This is a genomic window from Sphingobacteriales bacterium, assembly GCA_016711285.1.
GTDB lineage: Bacteria > Bacteroidota > Bacteroidia > Chitinophagales > UBA2359 > JADJTG01.
Genome location: JADJTG010000012.1, coordinates 116988 through 134991, shown reverse-complemented (window position 1 = coordinate 134991; position 18004 = coordinate 116988). Strand labels below are relative to the sequence as shown.

General features: G+C 39.3%; 22 protein-coding genes and 4 pseudogenes. 14 read left to right on the top strand and 12 right to left on the bottom strand.

Going from position 1 to position 18004, the window contains the following annotated elements:
* Positions 1–221 precede the first annotated feature (221 nt).
* The 10 genes and pseudogenes from mnmE (at position 222) to IPL35_07660 (ending at position 7122) form a co-directional block, all read left to right on the top strand.
* Positions 222–1624 (top strand): annotated as a pseudogene (gene mnmE / locus IPL35_07705) (tRNA uridine-5-carboxymethylaminomethyl(34) synthesis GTPase MnmE).
* Positions 1625–1803: 179 nt separating this feature from the next.
* A complete protein-coding gene (locus IPL35_07700) occupies positions 1804–2928 on the top strand; it encodes a site-specific integrase (GenBank protein MBK8443289.1) in 1125 nt (374 codons plus the stop codon).
* Positions 2929–2931: 3 nt separating this feature from the next.
* On the top strand, positions 2932–3828 hold the full coding sequence (locus IPL35_07695) for a hypothetical protein (protein MBK8443288.1): 897 nt from the start codon (positions 2932–2934) through the stop codon (positions 3826–3828).
* Between the two features lie 163 nt (positions 3829–3991).
* A pseudogene (locus IPL35_07690) lies at positions 3992–4213 on the top strand (helix-turn-helix domain-containing protein).
* Between the two features lie 23 nt (positions 4214–4236).
* Entirely contained in the window at positions 4237–4764 is a 528-nt protein-coding gene (locus IPL35_07685) for a hypothetical protein (protein ID MBK8443287.1), read from the top strand.
* 22 nt (positions 4765–4786) lie between these two features.
* The gene (locus tag IPL35_07680) at positions 4787–5185 is read left to right on the top strand and encodes a hypothetical protein (protein MBK8443286.1); all 399 of its coding nucleotides are present in this window, start codon (positions 4787–4789) and stop codon (positions 5183–5185) included.
* The gene (locus IPL35_07675) at positions 5155–5427 is read left to right on the top strand and encodes a hypothetical protein (protein MBK8443285.1); all 273 of its coding nucleotides are present in this window, start codon (positions 5155–5157) and stop codon (positions 5425–5427) included. Before IPL35_07680 ends, IPL35_07675 begins: the two co-directional genes overlap by 31 nt.
* A complete protein-coding gene (locus IPL35_07670; protein MBK8443284.1) occupies positions 5405–5728 on the top strand; it encodes a hypothetical protein in 324 nt (107 codons plus the stop codon). Before IPL35_07675 ends, IPL35_07670 begins: the two co-directional genes overlap by 23 nt.
* A gap of 318 nt (positions 5729–6046) precedes the next feature.
* Entirely contained in the window at positions 6047–6226 is a 180-nt protein-coding gene (locus IPL35_07665) for a hypothetical protein (protein ID MBK8443283.1), read from the top strand.
* Between the two features lie 344 nt (positions 6227–6570).
* Positions 6571–7122, top strand: a complete 552-nt coding sequence (locus tag IPL35_07660) for a hypothetical protein (GenBank protein ID MBK8443282.1) — start codon at positions 6571–6573, stop codon at positions 7120–7122.
* Between the two features lie 403 nt (positions 7123–7525).
* On the opposite strand, the gene IPL35_07655 is transcribed toward IPL35_07660, so the two are convergent.
* From IPL35_07655 to IPL35_07640, 4 genes are all read right to left on the bottom strand, one after another.
* A complete protein-coding gene (locus tag IPL35_07655) occupies positions 7526–7795 on the bottom strand; it encodes a hypothetical protein (protein ID MBK8443281.1) in 270 nt (89 codons plus the stop codon).
* 110 nt (positions 7796–7905) lie between these two features.
* Entirely contained in the window at positions 7906–8106 is a 201-nt protein-coding gene (locus IPL35_07650; GenBank protein ID MBK8443280.1) for a hypothetical protein, read from the bottom strand.
* Between the two features lie 193 nt (positions 8107–8299).
* Complete coding sequence (locus IPL35_07645; GenBank protein MBK8443279.1) at positions 8300–8812, bottom strand: phytanoyl-CoA dioxygenase family protein; 513 nt, start codon at positions 8810–8812, stop codon at positions 8300–8302.
* Complete coding sequence (locus IPL35_07640) at positions 8722–8973, bottom strand: hypothetical protein (protein ID MBK8443278.1); 252 nt, start codon at positions 8971–8973, stop codon at positions 8722–8724. The genes IPL35_07645 and IPL35_07640 overlap by 91 nt, the downstream gene beginning before the upstream one ends.
* A 187-nt stretch (positions 8974–9160) precedes the next feature.
* Between IPL35_07640 and IPL35_07635 the strand changes: the two genes are divergently transcribed.
* The gene (locus IPL35_07635) at positions 9161–9640 is read left to right on the top strand and encodes a 2-C-methyl-D-erythritol 2,4-cyclodiphosphate synthase (protein MBK8443277.1); all 480 of its coding nucleotides are present in this window, start codon (positions 9161–9163) and stop codon (positions 9638–9640) included.
* 235 nt (positions 9641–9875) lie between these two features.
* On the opposite strand, the gene IPL35_07630 is transcribed toward IPL35_07635, so the two are convergent.
* The 5 genes and pseudogenes from IPL35_07630 to msrB form a co-directional block, all read right to left on the bottom strand.
* Entirely contained in the window at positions 9876–10049 is a 174-nt protein-coding gene (locus IPL35_07630; protein MBK8443276.1) for a hypothetical protein, read from the bottom strand.
* A 43-nt stretch (positions 10050–10092) separates the two neighbouring features.
* Positions 10093–10521 (bottom strand): outer membrane lipoprotein carrier protein LolA, encoded by a 429-nt coding sequence (locus IPL35_07625; GenBank protein ID MBK8443275.1) that lies wholly within the window; start codon positions 10519–10521, stop codon positions 10093–10095.
* Between the two features lie 114 nt (positions 10522–10635).
* Positions 10636–10926, bottom strand: a complete 291-nt coding sequence (locus tag IPL35_07620) for a peptide-methionine (S)-S-oxide reductase (protein ID MBK8443274.1) — start codon at positions 10924–10926, stop codon at positions 10636–10638.
* Between the two features lie 89 nt (positions 10927–11015).
* Positions 11016–11150, bottom strand: a complete 135-nt coding sequence (locus IPL35_07615; GenBank protein MBK8443273.1) for a peptide-methionine (S)-S-oxide reductase — start codon at positions 11148–11150, stop codon at positions 11016–11018.
* Positions 11108–11745, bottom strand: a pseudogene (gene msrB, locus IPL35_07610) (peptide-methionine (R)-S-oxide reductase MsrB). Before msrB ends, IPL35_07615 begins: the two are co-directional and overlap by 43 nt.
* 251 nt (positions 11746–11996) lie before the next feature.
* Between msrB and IPL35_07605 the strand changes: the two are divergent.
* Together IPL35_07605 and IPL35_07600 are read left to right on the top strand one after the other, a co-directional pair.
* Complete coding sequence (locus IPL35_07605) at positions 11997–12860, top strand: Omp28-related outer membrane protein (protein MBK8443272.1); 864 nt, start codon at positions 11997–11999, stop codon at positions 12858–12860.
* 141 nt (positions 12861–13001) lie between these two features.
* Positions 13002–13846: pseudogene (locus tag IPL35_07600) on the top strand (transposase).
* Here the strand turns inward: IPL35_07600 and IPL35_07595 are convergent.
* On the bottom strand, positions 13793–14515 hold the full coding sequence (locus tag IPL35_07595) for a thioredoxin family protein (GenBank protein MBK8443271.1): 723 nt from the start codon (positions 14513–14515) through the stop codon (positions 13793–13795). The pseudogene IPL35_07600 and the gene IPL35_07595 sit on opposite strands and share 54 nt — an antisense overlap.
* Positions 14516–14660: 145 nt before the next feature.
* Here IPL35_07595 and IPL35_07590 point away from each other — a divergent pair, with 145 nt between their 5' ends.
* The gene (locus IPL35_07590) at positions 14661–14891 is read left to right on the top strand and encodes a PspC family transcriptional regulator (protein ID MBK8443270.1); all 231 of its coding nucleotides are present in this window, start codon (positions 14661–14663) and stop codon (positions 14889–14891) included.
* Positions 14892–14909: 18 nt separating this feature from the next.
* Here IPL35_07590 and IPL35_07585 read toward each other — a convergent pair whose 3' ends face one another.
* Positions 14910–17456: a T9SS type A sorting domain-containing protein gene (locus IPL35_07585; GenBank protein MBK8443269.1), complete on the bottom strand. Its 2547-nt coding sequence runs from the start codon at positions 17454–17456 to the stop codon at positions 14910–14912.
* On the bottom strand, positions 17413–17697 hold the full coding sequence (locus tag IPL35_07580) for a hypothetical protein (protein MBK8443268.1): 285 nt from the start codon (positions 17695–17697) through the stop codon (positions 17413–17415). Before IPL35_07580 ends, IPL35_07585 begins: the two co-directional genes overlap by 44 nt.
* Between the last annotated feature and the right edge of the window lie 307 nt (positions 17698–18004).

Genomic DNA, 18004 nt, shown 5'->3' with positions numbered 1-18004 from the left:
TTATTGATTATCAATTCGTTGTGAGTCTTAATTTTTTGTATTAATTATACTGTACGGGGCAACGGTTTTGTTTTTTGTATGGCGGCTGTTGCCAAAATTATTCGTTTTATGATGATTTTTATTGATTTTATACACATTTGCCGCATCTTTACACACGCATCATTTGTATGAATTTTGATATTTTTTTTAACTTTCAACAACTGCTTTTTTAAAAAAAAATTATGTCTTCTTTGCAAGATACCATTGTCGCTTTATCTACACCAAACGGAGCAGGGGCTATTGCCGTCATACGTTTGTCGGGCAGCGAAGCCATTGCCATCATTCAAAGTGTTTTTTCAAAAAAAGATTTTCATCAGGCGGCTTCGCATACTTTGCATTTGGCACTGTGAAATATCAAAATGAAATGATAGATGAGGTGGTGCTGGGCTTGTTTCGTGCGCCGCACTCCCATACCAGCGAAAATGTGGTAGAAATTTCGTGTCACGCTTCGTCTTATATCATCAACCGTATGTTGCAAATACTGCTCCAACAGGGCGCACGACTCGCCAAAGCAGGTGCATTTACGTTGCGTGCTTTTGTAAAAGGAAAAATGAAGCTCTCGCAAGCCGAAGCAGTTGCCGACCTCATTGCTTCCGAAACACAGGCGGCGCATCAGGTGGCTATGCGGCAGTTGCGTGGCGGTGTGTCGCAGGAGATAGCCGCGCTGCGTCAGCGTCTTATTGATTTTGCGGCTTTGGTGGAGTTGGAGTTGGATTTTTCGGAGGAAGATGTCGCTTTTGCCGACCGCCGACAGCTAACGGCACTGCTGCACGAAATTTTACAGACCATTGAGCGCATCAAATCTACTTTTGCGCTGGGCAATGCACTGAAAAACGGTATTGTGACGGTGCTGGCGGGTCGTCCGAATGCCGGAAAATCTACGCTTTTGAACGCGCTGCTGCAAGAAGAACGCGCCATTGTGAGTCCGGTGGCAGGCACTACGCGCGACACTATTGAAGAAACCCTCAATATTGAAGGGGTGGCGTTTCGGCTCATTGATACGGCGGGTATCCGCGAGGCGGGCGACCAAATAGAGGCTCTCGGTATTCAAAAAACCTTTGATAAAGTGAAAAACGCCGCTATTTTGCTGTATGTGTTCGATGGCGGCGAACAAAGTGCGGCAGATTTGGCGGCAGATTTGGAGAAATTGCACCACGGCAATTTGCAGGTGGTGGTGGTGGTGAATAAGATGGATTTGCTGGCGGCACGCTCCGACCTGAGCGCGGCGACTTTGCAGTTGCAGGCGGGCGGCGAGGGTGTGACGTGGGTATATACTTGCGCACAAAGTGGCGAAGGTTTGGAGGCGTTGAAAACCGCCATTTACGATACTGCTTTTACGCCGGCGGCACGTCAGGCGGTAGCGGGCAGCGACACGCTTTGGTGCAATACGCGCCACATAGAAGCCCTTTCGCAAGCCGCCGCCGCCCTGCAAGCCGCCCTGCACTGCATCGGTAGCGGCAATAGCGGCGAGTTGTTGGCGTTGGATTTGCGGCAAGCCCTCCATTATTTGGGAACGGTAAGCGGCGAAGTAAGTACCGAGGATCTTTTGGAAAGCGTTTTTAGCCGTTTTTGTATCGGAAAGTAAAGTGAAAATTAATAACAATAAATAAGAGAAAATAAAACATAAAAAGCCTTATAAATAAAGACTTTATAAAAAAATACTTTACTTTCCAATATTTCATTTAATTGTTGTTTTATGTTGTTATTTGTTGTATTTTTGTTGTTAAATTACATTTTTATATAAAGTAGCAACAATTAGCAACAATGAAAATTTTTTTAAGACAAAGAAAGCAAAGTAAAAAAGGTACTATTTCTCTTTATTTAGAAATATACAAAGGCACTACTCAAACACCCGATGGCAAAACAAAGCCGATTAGAGAGTATGAGTATTTAAACTTGTATTTGCTTGATAAGCCTACCAACCCGATTGATAAACAACAAAACAAAGAAAATTTAAAACTTGCTGAAAGCATAAAAGCCAAAAGAGAACTTGAAATAAAAAATGGTACTTATGGCTTTACAAATGAATTTAAGAGGCAAACCAATTTTATACAATACTTTACAAACCTTGTACGCAAAAAAGAAACCAAAGGGAATTATGGAAACTGGTACAGTACTCTTTTGCATTTAGAGGCATTTGCTGGAAAAAATGTAACGTTTAGTGATATTAATTTACAATTTGTTGAAAGGTTTAAGGAGTACCTAAATAAAGCAAAAAGGAAAGATGGTAAACCACTTGCAAACAATAGTAAAGCCTCCTATTTTGCCAAATTTAGAGCAAGTTTAAATGAGGCTATGAGAGAAAAAATTATTTATGGAAACCCTGCAATTGAAATTGTAAATTTTAAGTATCAAGATAATGCAAGGGAGTATTTAACCTTAGATGAGGTTAGAAAATTAGTACAAGTTCCTTGTAGGTATGATGTATTGAAAAGGGCTTTTTTGTTTAGTTGTTTAACTGGTTTAAGATGGAGCGACATTAATAATCTTATTTGGAATGATGTACAAAAAATAAACAATAATTGGAGGGTACATTTTAAGCAACAAAAAACCAAAGGGCTGCAATATTTGGATATTAACCAACAAGCAAGGGAGTTAATGCTGGATAGAGGCAAACCCGATGAGAGGGTATTTATAGGGCTAAAATATAGTAGTTACTCCAATGTAGAACTTAGCCGATGGATGTTGAAAGCTGGAATTACAAAGCAAATTACTTTCCATTGTGCAAGACACACCTTTGCAGTATTACAACTTACTTTAGGAACTGAAATATATACCCTTTCCAAGATGTTAGGGCATAGCGAACTGAAAACCACCCAAATTTATGCAAAAATTGTAGATGAGAAAATAAAAGAGGGAATGAATAAAATACCAAATATAAACCTTTAGAATATGGAAGATAAAATTAAAGAATTTGAAAAAGAATGGAAGTTTGAAAACCTACTAAAAGAAAGTACATATTTTAGAAATCTTTATGGTTACTTGTTACAATTTTCAGATAATGAATTTACCAATAATAGTTTAAAGAACTTTATTATTAATTGCAGCAATGCATGTACTTCTGTTTTTTGGGAATTGGCAAAAGGAGCAACCACAATAGATAACATTATTGAGCAAAGAAGTTATTATGAAATAGATACCAAATTAAATGATTTTGAACTTTATTGTACCAAGTTAATAGTAGGTTATCTTAGCTTTATAAGAGTAGCCCCAGACGATTTTTGCAATGTAGTTGAAAAAGATTTTACAAATAAAGTAGTGAGTTTTTTTCATAGGATATTGAATATAACAAAAAGACAAAACCAAGTTTGTGATTTTAAATATATTATTGATGTAGAGGAATACTACGATAATAACAATGATAATATTATTAAATTTAAAAGTAACTTTAAACTTAAACCAAACACCGACCAATATGTAATTGTTGATAAAAGGGAGTTTGCAGAAATTAAAAATAGATTAAACCAGCCCACACCTCCACAAAAAGAAATAAAGCCTATTAAATGGCTTAAAAATAGCAATTTACTTGCTTACCTTATCAATGAATTAAAAACTTTTGGCTTTATTGATGAGGATAGTATTTGGGCTATTTGTGAGCAATTATTTGTTGATAAAAAGGGCTTACCAATAAAAGCCCAAACCTTTACAAGTATGGTAAAAAATTATGAAGCTATTACAATGTATGATGAGAAAGGAAACCCTACTACACAAAAAGGAAAGCCAAAAACACATACAGAAATAACCGAGTTAATAAAAACACTAAAAGCCTTATCCAAAGAAATTGAGTAACTAAAAAACCTTTACAGCCCTTTACTGTAAAGCCCTATCAATTTTAATATTTTCTATTTCTATTCATTTTTGCACTTGTAATTACATACAAGACTTTTGCAAAAGTCAATTTTTTTAATTTTTAAAATATTGACAAAATGAATTTAGAACAAAAAAGAGGTACTTAACCCTCAATGAAGTAAGTCAATTTACAGGGCTATCCAAAAGCCACATTTACAAGTTATGCAGTACTGGAGGCATACCATTTTATAAACCTTTTGGCAAAGTAAATTATTTTGATAGGCTGGAGATTATAGACTGGTTAAAACAAAACCGAGTAGCCACCACCAAAGAAATAGAGGGCAAAGCCATCAATTTTGTAACCCTTAAAAATGTTACAAAATGATAGTACAATATACAAAGCTGGTAATGTTACCCGATGAGGTAAAAGCACAAAACGGTATTAAAGTAGGTGCAATAGTACCAAGATATGATTGTATTGCAAGGGCTGGTAATTACAAAGGGCTGGAGACATTTACCAACCATAAAGGGCAAATTTATTTTAATCTTACACCAAGTAGGGAGTTTATAGAAACCAATGGCAAACGATATGCTGAATATTGTTTAACTGGAGGCAAAAGCCTAAATTTTGGTAGTTTATACAAATTTATAGATTACCCAAACTTTGCCTATTCATACCCAAATAAAAAGCCATTTATAGGGCAAAAAAGAGAGCCAAACCCTCTTTATCCTTTTGGTAATGATTTGTATTTAATAGTTACCGATAAAGAATATACCTTTTTTGAAATACTGGTAATTGAGGGAGGTAGGAATTTACCCGAACACTATTTACAGCTTTTAATTGAGGGCTATTTTGATACTGAAATACAAAAATTGAGAGATGAGGCAAAACCGATTTTTGAGTACATAGGGCTTAATGCTTATAGTAAGTTGTAGTCAATGACAAATTTTGTCAATTATGTATGATACAATTAAGTTTTGGCTACCAAGTGAAAGGATAAAAGAAAGTGGGTATTTGCAAAGAGTACCCACACTTTTAACCAATGGAGAAAAAAGAGAAAAAAAAGACACTGGAGAGGTTTATTTTACTGGTAGCATTTTAGGTATGAGTGCATATATCGGAAACGCTGGTATAAGTTTAAAAGGTAGTATTTGCAAAAGCTATCTAAAAGATAATTTTAAGACCCTTACAAGACAAGATACACAAAGAGCCATTGAGCAAATACAAGATTTTACCAATTTACCAATATTACAAGCCGATGTAAAGCAAATAGATTTTGCCCAAAATATGATAGTAAGCCAAAACCAAATACTTTTTATAACCTTTTGGGAGAGTGCCACCACTATACAAGATTAGAACAACCAAAAAGCGTTTATTATAACAATTCAATGAGGCAAAAAGTATTTTATAGTAAAGTAGATGAGGGCAAAGCTAAAGGGCAAATTTTACCTACTATTTGGGCAAATAAGCATATTTTAAGGTATGAATTAAGATATACAAGCCGATTGCCTCAACAATTTAATACAAGCCAAATACAAGCCTTTAATTTATTTGATGAGGCTTTTTTATATTGGTATGGTAGAACGCTGGATAAATGAATATAAAAACATTAATAAAAACAATTCAATTTTAAACCAAATGAATAGTAAAGCAATAAAAAAGCCAAATGATTATATTATGCAACTGGCATTAATGAAAATAAATGAAATAGGTATAAATGGAGTGCTGGAGGGTATAGAAGATTTGAAAGCCCAAAACCATTTTAAACACAAAGAATATTACAGCAGATTAAAAGCCGATGTAAAAAAACTTTGTACAACCTACCAACCCGATGAGGGCAAAAGTTTAATTAATGAACTGGATAAAAAGGTAATGCGAGTAAAAGAGTATTATAGGTAAATGCGTATAGGAAGGTGTAATGATTGACAAATTTTATCAATAAATAATTAAAAATGAAAGCGGAATAGAATAGTAAGTTAGATAAAAACATTGAGGCATTTATTTAAGAATAGAGGGCAAAAGTTTTGATGAGATAGCCGCGATTTAAAAACCTCCAAACAAACTTTAATAGAGTGGAATAAAAAAGAACTTGTAAGAAATGCAATAGATGAGGGCAAAGCATTTAAAATAAATACCCTTGTAAAAACATACAAATTTAATTTATCCAATAGGGTAAAAACTTATTTAGAACTTTCACAGAAAATAAATGATGAGTTATTGAGTATAGATTTAGCCGATATAAATACTGATACTCTTTTAAAAATGAGTATTGCAAATGATACAAGGATAAATGAATTAATAAAAGATAAAAAGCAATTATTTGGTACTCCCACTATTGAAGTAATAAGATATTCTGATAATGAAGATTGCTACTTTGTTTTAAATGCCGATGAGTAAGAAAAACCCAAAAACAGACTAAATACATACCGATTTTGAGCCTCCCGATATGGAGGCTTTTTTTGTTAATTTACTTAAAATTGTTGCTAATTTAATTTTAATTCAACTAAAAAAACATATAAAGTATTGATTTACAATGCTTTTGTATTAGTGCTTTGCTTTTTGTATCGGAAAGTAAAGCGGGAAACTGTTTGCCTTTATACGGATTAGGTATTTAAAAAAAACGTCAAGTGCTGACCTCCTTGTAAAAAAACTGCCTTCTACAGCCTATTTAGTGGCGAAATAAGTAAGAACATTAATATTGCAATTCTGATGTTAGTGGCAATTTTAGGACAAACACAGAATTGACAGACTTTAATCAAAAGATAATAAAAACAAAAAATGTTTTACAGATGGACTTTAAAATTCATACTACAGCAATTTATAACTGTACCCTTGAAAGGGCATTCAAAGTTCCTATCTTATGTGACGTAACCAAAGTTCACACTGGATATGGACTAATGCCAAAGGTTACAAAAACAACCAATGACGAGGATTGGGGTAAGGTAGGTTCAATAAAAAATGTTTATGCTGGACAATCATTAACATTTAAAGGAGGAGAAGTTGGAACTGATAAGATTATTGAGCGTATAGAAAATAAATATTGGAGGGTTGAAGTTGGGAATTTCAAATCTTGGTTGTTTAATATTTGGAAATTTACTTTTGAATGGACAACAACAGAGATTGAACCGAACAAAATAAAAATCAATTACGACTACACCATTCACGGAAAGGGTTTTGTATTTATTCCATTTCAATGGCTTTTTGCAAATGTTTTTTATACAAGATATATGAAACAAGTACTCGAAAATGTGAGAAATATGGCAGAAGGTGATGAGCCATTTCTATATGAATAGAATGAAAAATAGTCATTAACAGCGGTTTTGCTCAACGCGGGCATTTGGTCAAAAGAAAGATCTCATTCCTTTGGAAATTTACGTTTCATTTGAAATATTCGTTCCCTGAAACCCGCGTTGGGCAAACCCGCGGACCGTTTTTCGGATATTATTTTCCATTATAAGGATTTCACACACCTACGGCGTTAGTGGGCTTTGTCTCCTCGTTATAGTTTTAAACAGGCTCAACCCCCCCCTACACCTTTATCAGTCGTTTGCCGATGGCGTGTAGCACTTCTTTGATAAACGGTACTTTCTGCGCCGATTCGGGTCGCTGAAAACGCCCCGCCAAAGCCTCCGGACTGCCGCCACGCATCACTATCGGTGTGCCGCGCGGTGTAAATATCTGCTCAGGTAATGGTTTTTAATTAACTGTTGGTGATTTGGCAATATTGTATCTGATGATAAAAAGCCTGATAACAATGTCATTGAAAAAATCGCTTTTAGAAAAAGACAATGTTTTTCGCGTGAGCCTACCCAAAGCCTGCCGAATGGTGTTGTTCCAACGCTCCATATGATTGGTTTGTCCAGTATCTTTACCTACGAGTTGATGTTGTCCTGTTTGTTCAAAAATAAAGTTGTAAGCAGCCCAAAAATCACTAAAACTTTGCTGGAAACGAAAACGCTCAGGTATGTTTTCCCAAAGTTTTTACAACTTTCTAAACTATGGTCTCCAATGAAGTATGCAATGATTTTGCGAGTTTTACGGCTAATTACTGTCCATAACCACCTTTTTGTGTTTTTTTACAAAATGTTGTAATTCATCGTATTCCAAAATATCTCCTGTGGTGGTACATCGTGCAGCGTTTCCTCTATGGTGCTCTGCTCCTGTCCCGCTGCCATCAGCCAAGCTCTCAGTGTATTACGAGATATATGAAAACACGAGCAATGCCTCGCACTCTCGGACGCTCTAAATAGGCTGACATAATCTCTTGTTTTCGCCATTCGCTACATTTTCCTCTAATTCTAACGTACCGTATTTATTACAAGCTTTGCAATGAAATTTCTGCTTTTTTGTTGTTTTGCAGTGTCCGTTTTTTGTTATATTTGGGCTGCCGCAATGACGGCAAGTTTTTATCTCTATTATCATATAATGTTTTTATTGCGCTAAGATAATTAATCAGTTGTTATAAAACCATTACCTCTGCTCAAAACTCTGATACGAGGCCCGAAAAGCGCGGCGCGGCTTGGTGCTGTTTACCAAATCGCTGCTATGCACCACCAACTGATTAAACAACAAAGCATCGCCCGCTTGCATCGTCACATACTGCGCTTTGTCTTCTTCTATGTATTCGGGCTTAATGCGGTCGTGGTGGGTTTCGCCTTTACGCGATACATCGGTAAAAATCCCTTGCGGTGCGAAACCCGGAATGAGCTTCATCGCGCCGTTGTCTATCGTCACATCGTCCATCGCCACCCACGAAATGTATTTCACCGGCTCATTGGGACGATTGATGAAATCCTGATGCCAAGGCACGGCGTTGTTTTTTCCTTTGGGCTTATATACCAAACAATTTTCGTACATAAATATATCTTTGCCTATCACACCTTCCAGCACGTCTAAAGCTCCTTTTTGCGTGCTACACTCCTGAAATTCGGGGTGTCGCTGAAACAAATCGTACAGTACGCCCTGATCGGAGCGATGCCGCAAATAATAATCGGCAAAGGATCTTCCAAATGTTGTTCGGCATAAGCCACAATGCGGTCGGTGAGTTGGCGCAGTGGCTGTAGTTCGGCTTCGGAAAATATGCCTTTGAGCAATACAAAACCGGTATCGCGCAGTTCGGCAGCAGCTTGTTCGGTGTTGAGCATAATATGAAAGTGTAAAAAATGTATAAAAATATACCAACGAAAAAAGCAAGGCAAAAATACAAAGAATTGAATTGCATAGGCATAAATTCATCATATCTTCTACAAAAATAAATGAAGCAAGCGGCGACAGTGTTTTATTTTTGCACCATAAAAAAAACGATTAAAACATTCTTATATTATGTCTTTGATGAACTTTAGAATAGGATACGGCTTTGATGTGCACCAACTCGCCGAAGGTTATACGCTCACACTCGGCGGTATTGTAGTGCCGCACCATCAGGGAGCAGTGGGGCACTCCGATGCCGATGTGTTGTTGCACGCTATTTGCGATGCTTTGCTCGGTGCGGCGGCTCTGGGCGACATCGGTACGCATTTTCCCGACACTGACCCTGCCTATCGCGGTATCGACAGCAAAATATTATTGAGCCGCGTGGCGCAACTCCTTCGCGAAAAGGGCTACACCATCGGCAATATTGATACTTCGTTGTGCTTGGAAAAACCCAAAATAAAACCCTACATTCCGGCAATGCGACAAAGCATAGCTCAGGTGCTTAATATCACCGAAGACCAAATTTCTATCAAAGCCACTACCAACGAAAAAATGGGTTATGTGGGGCGTGAGGAAGGACTTAATGCTTCGGCGGTTGCCTTGATTGTGCGGTTGTAAAAAAAATATCCCGTTTTTTGTTCCTTTTAAAAAATCTATTGCCAGCCGACACTATGTTTTTTTTAATGCGGAAACAATTTATAAAAATACAATGCCTTTTATTTTAAAAAGACAGAAAAACAAAGCAATGACAACATCAGGCTTTGTTTTTCTTATTATTTACTATTAAAGACTATATGAATGTATTATGTGTGTTGCGCAATACAAAGTGCTTACTTTTCTTGCAATCATCACACTATCTCAAATCTACAATTTCAATGCCTTTGTAGTTGTTTTTATTGAAAAAAAACAGGCTTTTATCCAAAGGTACATTGGTCTTAAAATCCTGCATTTCGTAGGTGATGCGTGTGCCGTTTTTGTTGAGCAATACTGCTTTCATCAATTGGCGGTTGTTGGTGGCGATGCTCAAAATTACTTTAAAAAAGGCATTTCGCGGTTTTGCGGGCTGAGTTCTATTTCATCACAGACAATTCCCCGCACTTTGATAGCAGGGCGCATTTGGTATTTGTAGCCGTCTTCGTAAATCGTAAATAACTGTGCGGCGACAATTCGGCATTATCTCCTGTATTTTCGGTAATCTGAATTTCTTTGTTTTCCTTCAAATACGTCCACGTAGTGCTACCGTCCGAAAATTGCTCCAATTCGGGTGTTTCCAAACGAAAACTGCACGACTGCATATACAATTTGCCTTTGTATTGTTCCTGAATATCTGCATCTTTATTCTCTACAGCCACTGTAAAATCTGCTTTGACGCTGTTGTGGGTTCTGAATTTTTTGGCAGTAGCATCTAAAATTTTTTTGGCAGCAGGGTCGTATTGCGCCCATATATTCGTACTGCACAAAATCATCAGTAGTGCGGCATTGATGAAATAACGTATCATAGATGTTTTTTTTCTGTTGTTTTTATTGTGTGTGAGATAGTCGGGGCGTGATAAAGTTTAAGCGGAGCATTTTAAAAAAAAATATACTCCGCTTAAAAAAAACAAGAGCCGCAATTATTTTTCACTGTTTTTTTTCTTGTCGGGTTTCACCAATTCCGGAAAATGGGCGAGTGCATTTTGGCAGCGCGGCAAAGACACCGCCTGCACATAGTGGTCGGCGGGATTGAGGCGTGCATAATTTTGATGATAGGCTTCGGCGGGATAAAAATTGCGGTAAGGCAATACTTCCACCGCTATTTTTTTTGTAAATAATTTTTGTGCCTCCAACTCCTCAATGTAGCGAAGTGCGGCTTTTTGTTCGGCTTCGCTTTTATAAAAAATGGCAGAACGATACTGCTTGCCAATATCAGGACCTGTCCGTTTTCCTGTGTTACATCACCCGCAAAAAAATATAATTTGAGCAATTGTTCGTAAGTAATTTGTCGGGGGTCGTATTAAATTTCTATGGCTTCTGCGTGTCCGGTGCTGCCACTGCCCACCGCTTTGTAGGTGGGATTTGCCTCTGCGCCGCCCGTATATCCCGAAATCACTTCATCAACGCCGATAATCTGCTCAAAAATTTCTTCCATACACCAAAAACAGCCCTGCGCAAATACGGCGGTTTCCATACGGCTTTGGGCGCATAGCTGCGGTTTTGTTGTTGTTGCGGCGGTAGTTGCTCGTCAAATTGCAGGGATGTGCCGTTGATGCAGTAGCGCAAGCCGGTGGGTTCGGGACCATCGCCAAACACATGTCCCAAATGACCGCCGCAACGGGCACATACTACTTCGTCGCGCTCCATACCGTGCGAGTGGTCGGTGGCGGTGACAATGCTTTGCGGCGAGTAAGGCTGCCAAAAGCTAGGCCAGCCCGTACCGGAGTCAAATTTTTGCTCCGAACCAAAAAGTACCTGCTTACAAGCGGCACAGGTATAAAATCCTTTTTTCTTATTGTTGTTCAATGGGCTGCTGAAAGCGCGCTCCGTTCCTTTTCGCGCAGCACTTCATATTGTTGCTCATTCAATAAAGTTTTCCATTCGGCATCGCTTTTTTTTATTTTTTGCACAGCAGCATCGCTTTTATCGTTTTGTGCTATTGCTCCTGTTTTGTTTTGTTGGGATTCTTGGGCACAGCTCATCAAGGCAATACTCCATACGGCCGCCCATAAAAAAATTATTTTTTTCATGATATTAAGTAAAATGTGATGCAGATACATACGCCGCCAAGTGGCGTAAAATTGTATTTTTTTAATATAAAAAATGTTAAAGAAACTTCTTTTATTGGAAAACAAAGATGTATCATCAATGTTTGGCTTGATATGATACGATTTTTTGTCAAAAAAACAGCTTATTTACATTTGGCAAAATATCTTATATTTGTAACTCTATTTTATACCTCCAATCATTTCTGTATATGCACTTCAAAAAAAACTTTTTATTGCTTGCTCTTTGTTTGGGTATGGTTGCTTGTGAAGAAAAAGCACCTTTTATAGACCTGAGCGTACCTACCAACAATTTACCCGCAGAAGTGGTGAGCCTTGAAAGCGAAATTGCCACGCCACAAGAAAAAAAAGTGCTGATGGAGGAGTTTTCGGGCGTAAAATGTGTGAATTGCCCCGATGGTGCTGCCGAAATAGCAAGCATCAAAGCGGCTTTGGGCGAAGAAAAAGTGGTGTCGGTGACCTTGCACACCACCAATCTGGCAGAACCCATAGCAGGGAGCAGTACGCAAGATTTTCGCACACCCGAAGCATCAACTTTGTTGTCGTATTTTAATGTGTTCGGTTTGCCGGCAGTGGTGATAGACCGCTTTAAATTTGACGATATTTTTGATATAGCATTGTATCAAAATGCTCCTTGGCAGCCTTATGTAGAAAGCCGTTTGGCGGTAGCCACACCCATCAATGTGAGCATCAACGAAAGCGGCTACGAAGCCGACTCTGCCGCAATATGGGCGCAGGTGCAGATAGATTTTACGCAAGCCGTGAGCGAAGATGTAAAATTGAGTGTATATCTTACGGAAGATAATATCACCGATGCGCAGGAATTTCCGGGTGAAGTGATAGATGTCAATTATGTGCATCGTCATGTAGTGCGGGCGATGCTCACACCGGCGCAGGGTGTGTTGTTGGTGGGCAGCAATGCAGAAAAACCCGCCGGACAGCGTGTTATTCGCAATTTACGCATCAAAAATGTGTCTTCTGCCTGGAATTTGGATAATTGCGAAATCGTAGCCGTAGTGCATGGCAGCAGCGACAACAAAACTGCATTTCAGGTGGCAAAAGCGCATTTGGAGCATTGATATAATTTCTCCTAATAATTAAGAAGTTGTTTAGAGTTTCATAAAACAGGGAATAAGAGCAGAAAAAAAGGCATAATTTAAAAAAAATACACTCATTCTGTTAGATCTTTGTGGTTACTAAATCATAAAAAATCAACAAAGATGAGTGTACTAAGCAAAGATATTGTAAAAAAATGGATAGTTCCGCATTTAATATTGGGTAGTCGGGGTCCAAAAATCAAGATTCCTATAGAAGACATCGTTATGGCTATTCTATATCGCTTAAAAACAGGCTGCCAGCGGCGGAAATTACCGATGGGATCCTTTTTTCTGTTGCTGATTTTAGTTGGAACAGTGTGTTTCAACATTTCAATAATTGGTCAAAATTGGGTTGTTGGCGCAAGGCTTGGGTAAATTTGCTCCGATCTAAGTGCCAATTTTTGGATATGTCTAGTGTTGAATTTGATGGCAGCCATACGCCCGTAAAGCGAGGCGGACAAGCGGTGGGGTATCAGGGGCGAAAAGCCTGGGAAAAAAAAAGGAAAAAACAAGGGAAAAAACCTGGGGATTTGAATTTGTTGGCAATGGCGAGTCCGCAAGAAGGACAACATCACGACTTGTACCAAATAGAAGCCCTTTTTAAGAAGTATGTGCTATGTTAAAAGAGGCGGGTATCTCTTTAGAAGGGCTGTTTTTAAATGCAGACCCCGGATTTGACAGTCTGTCTTTTTTCTAAAGCCTGCGAACAAGAAGGCATCTTTGCCAATGTCAAACCCAACCCGCGCAACGGTGCTAACAAAAACGAAGAACCCTATCAAGACGGAACGCACATCTTTGATGAACAACTTTATAAAAATAGGTCGGTTATTGAACACGCAAACGCTTGGATGGACAGTTTTAAAGCCCTTTTAATCCGTTTTGAAACCTCCTCCCGAAATTGGACTTCACTTTCACTAATTGCTTTTATTGCTATTTTTATTCGCAAATTGGTCAAAAAAAAAACCTAAACAACTTCTAAATTTCCGATTTAAAACCGGCGGAAAAAGCGTCAAAAGATTGTTTTTGATAATGATTTTCGCCGATGTATTTGAGCAGGGCATCGAATTGCGCTGGCATACGAAAACCCGCAAAAGCATTGATGCGTTGTAGTTTTCGTCTAAAAAAGCTACGGTAGGGGGGCCCCTGCCCCCCCCCCCCCAGACCACGCCCCCGTGGCCCCCGCCCCCTCCGGCAGGACGAAAGTGATACGTTTGTCCTTTGAAAGTAATATCATTCGGGTTTTCGGCATTCATTTTTACGGCATAAAATTTTTGATTGACATAATTGCCGATATGCGGGTGCGAAAAAGTTTGTTTGTCTAATTTTTTACACCAACCGCACCAATCTGTGTATAAATCTACCAATACTTTACGCGGCTCTTTTTGAGCGGCGGCTTCCAATTGTTCGGGGCTTATCCATTGTATTTGGGTGGCATCGGCGGTGGTCGGCGTTGTGGCGGCGGCGGTTGTTGTTGTCGGTGCAGCAGCAGGAGCGGGGACTGCTTCGTTGGAATTGGTGGTAGTGGCAGCAGCGGCAGGTGGTGTGGCAGTTTCGGCAGGTGTGTTTTTGCAGGCAACCACACTTATCAGGGCTATCATTATCCAGCTCGCAATATGGTGTTTTTTTCTTAATATCATTACAAATAATTTAAATTTTTTTCAAGTATGATTAAATCGTGAATGTTTTTTTTTTTATTAAAATATTTTTTATGGTGTATAAAAGAGAAAATATTTAATTTTGTAGCAAGTCCGTATTGTTATATATAATGTAGAGAATCTGAATATGGAATCTGTTGAAAAAATACGCGAATACATTGAACCGAAAGCTTTCGGAGTTTGTTCGTATTTGGGTGAAAAAATAGGAATTGCTTCTGCTCAGGTGCGCCTTTTTTTCATTTATACCACTTTTATCAGCAATTGGTCGCCTTTGATTATATACCTTATTTTAGCTTTTTGGTTAAATTTACGCAATTATATCGGCTCTTTTCGCTCCAATAATATCCGCGATTTATAGTGTTTTTTTGTTGTACATTTATTGTTTTACTATCGGTACGGCACTGTAATATTGCTCGCCGTTGATAACGACAAAATATATGCCTATTGGCAGAGGCGTATTGCCGTATCCCAAAGGCTGCCAACGGTGTGTATGTGTGCCGCTTGCTGCCGTAAAATCGGCAATATGCGCCACTTTACGCCCTTCGCTGTTGTAGAGTTCGAGACTGATATTTTCGGGGCGTTCTGTGCTGAACGTTATATGGAGTGGCTCCTTGTCTGTCGCCGGATTAGGGCTGATGTGTAAATTCCAGTGTGTGGGTTCTATGGTGGGGTTATACACTGCCAAATCTACCAAATCGGCGGGCGGCGGCGGCAATTTTTGTGTGGTATAAATGCGAAACTCCCCTTCATTGAAAGCCAAAAACATATCCACATTGCTTACTTCTATACTATCGCCGCTCAACCACTCGTACCACCAGCCGCCGTGCGGAAACTCGGCTTCTTCGTTTTTGTCTATAATTGCCACATTTGCCAGTACATGCACGTCAAAATCGGGGTGCAGGAGGCTGATTTTTTTCAAACTGCCGCTTAAGTCAATAGTGGCATCGCCTTCGCGGAAAGGTGCATAATTATTGCGCAAATTCATCATTTCGCCAAACATCTGATTTACGGAAGCGCGGCGTTCATTTTCAAAATAGTAATCCCAACGAATGGGTTTCGGACCTGTGCGCCCGTTGTAATTAATGGAATAATCGTAGCCTAATTCGCCGAATTGCCAAATCATTTTAGGTCCCGGCACGCTGAAAAACAAAGCGGCGGCGAGTTTGATGCGCTCTAATGCTACTGCGGTTTCTTTTACATTATAATTGCCCGAAGCCAAGCCCTCCTGCGCACAACGATACATGACGCGCTCTTCGTCGTGGCTTTCCATATAGCCCACTGATGCGGGATTATTGAAGTTGCGGTTTTTGTAATACAACCACGAAAAATCAACGCCATTCACATAGCCTTTTGATGTTTCCGAAAAAGCGTGATTAAAATTGCCCCATACCATCATGCCGTAGTTGGTAAGTTCTTTTTCTTCGCTGTTGTCGGCAAAATGCTCCAAAATTACATAGCAATCCGGCTCTACGCTCCACATAAAGTCGGCGTATTCTTTCCAGATAGCTATGCGCGAGGCATCGTATTGCCCCCACAATCCTACATTGCCGAGGGTGGGTTTTTGCGTAAATCCTTTGGATAAGTCAAAACGATAGCCATCAATGTGATATTCCTCCAACCAATACTCCATAATGCGCTTGCTGTATGTTCTGGTGGCGGGGCTTTCGTGGTTGAAATCATAACCTACATTGAAATCGTGAGTAGCTACTTCATTAAACCAAGGGTTATCTGCCAAAGGATACATTTGCACCAAAGAATTTTGACCAAAATGATGATTGAGTACCATATCCATAATAACAGCCATGCCGTTGGCGTGGCAACTGTCTATCAATTCTTTAAATTTGTTTTTAGTGCCGTAATATTTATCCAAAGCCATTGCATACGAAATATTATAGCCCCAACTGATATTGCCTTCAAATTCGGTAACAGGCATCAGCTCTACGGCGTTGATGCCTAAATTTTTGAGATAATGTAGTGAATCTATCAAAGACTGATAATCGTGGTCGGTGACAAAATCGCGGATTAAGAGTTCGTAAACGTTGAGTTGTGCGGGGGCGGGGCGTTGAAAATCGGTACTGCTCCATTGGTAGGGCGTTTGTGCGGTTTGCAGCACACTCGCTATGCCGTTGGTTTTTCCGACCGGATAAGCGGGCATATCGGGAAAAGTGCTTTCGGAGATGTAGCCGTCATTGAAAGGGTCGAGTACCAACTCGGAATAAGGGTCGGCGACTTTGATGCTGCCGTCTATAAAATATTGGTAGGCGTAGGCTTTTCCGGCTTCTAAGTTGTCGATTTGCAGCCAATAGCGGTCGCCTTCGGGGGTGCGGTTCATAAAGCCCGAAGGGTGCAACTCCCAATTATTAAAATCGCCCACTACATACACAAAATTTTTGTCGGGAGCGTATAAAGATAAAATGACGCTGTTGTCGCTGATATAATTTACACCGTCGCGCACGTTGAGCGGCAACTCGGCAATCGGCACTTCGCCCTGCACCACCACATGCGCCGAATCTTCAGCAATGGCATCGGCGGTGGAGGCTTTCATTTTAAAATAATAATGTCCGGCTTCGGTGGGCGTGAAGAAATACTCCATGTTTTGGGCATTGGCGGCACTTTGCAGGAGGCTGTTGTTGAGATACAATTCCAAAGTGGCGGGTTGCGAACTTTCGGCGGCAATGGTGACGGTTTGGTTAAGGGACGAAAAAGATTCGTAAGCCCCCGGAATGGTGAAAGAGGCATACAGCCCCTGCTCATATATCTGCAAATAGATGTCGGCGTTTCCTACGTCTTTCCCTTCCTGACTGCCGTTTGCGTTGCGAAACACCAAAGCCAGTTTTTGAATCGTTTCGGTTTCGGGAACGCCATAAAATTCCATTGCATTATATATGGTATAGCTGTACACATTGTCGCTTACTTTGGTCATTTTGTAAGTGGGGTCGTTGCTGCCCCAAGTTGTAACTATGTTTCCAATCGCTTTGGCTTGTACTCAAATTCGTGATAACACCGGTGTGCAAATACACCTCACAGTTGCAATCGGCAAGTCCGCCGTTGCCTTGCGTGGCATCAAAATAAAATGTGAACGGCTGTGTGGGCGAAGGAAAAGCCGGCGTAGCCGTGAGCACTTGTGCTGCTGCATAGCCGGAGCTGATGAGGAGGCACAGCAAACAAAAGAAAAAATGTTTTATCATCATCTAAAAAAAGTAAAAAATATAGATATAATACATCAACCAACAAACGAATATCGTTAGCGTTCAGCCCAAAGATAAAAAAGAAATGAAAAAATGAAACAGTGATTTTAATAAATTCAAAATAATGATAAAATATATTACACAAAAACTATTCTGATTTCTCTCATCGGCGGCAATCTGTTTTTCTTTCTTAAAGAAATAAAAGATTAAATGATATTTTTAAACAAATGATTAAAACATAAAAACAAATAATATCTTTGCACCTGATTTTTGAATAAACCAA